This is a genomic window from Lactobacillus sp. UMNPBX15 (genome assembly GCF_002553785.1).
Lineage (GTDB): Bacteria > Bacillota > Bacilli > Lactobacillales > Lactobacillaceae > Lactobacillus > Lactobacillus crispatus.
Genome location: NZ_PCYV01000101.1, coordinates 1 through 392 on the forward strand (window position 1 = coordinate 1; position 392 = coordinate 392).

Annotated in this window: 1 protein-coding gene; it reads left to right on the forward strand. The window is 42.9% G+C overall.

Annotated elements, in window-relative coordinates:
• A partial coding sequence (locus CP366_RS10455; RefSeq protein ID WP_143469319.1) for an amino acid permease occupies positions 1 to 392 on the forward strand: 392 nt, incomplete at both ends.

Here is a 392-nt window from a genome sequence, read left to right on the forward strand (position 1 = left end):
GACCGAAGTCTTTTACATGTGTGGCTTGCTAGCCGTTTTATTGGATGCGATGACGCGGATCTTGATTTCTGACACTGGTTCAAAATACATGCCGAAGTTCTTACGGAAAACAAATGCCAATGGTTTACCGGTTAACGGTTACATCTTAACCTGCGTTTTAAGTGCCTTCATTATTGGTCTTGGAATCTTCCTTCCAGATATGAATGACATTTTCAACTGGTTACTGAACCTTAACGGGATCGTTTCCCCTGGGGTCACTTGCTGGATCTTCTTCGCATTTATTAAAATTCGCGAAAAAGAAGATCAATTCCCATCAGAATACGTCTTTATTAAGAACCGGAAATTCGCGTTGGCAGTCGGCTGGTGGATGCTAATCGTTACCGCAGTTGCGA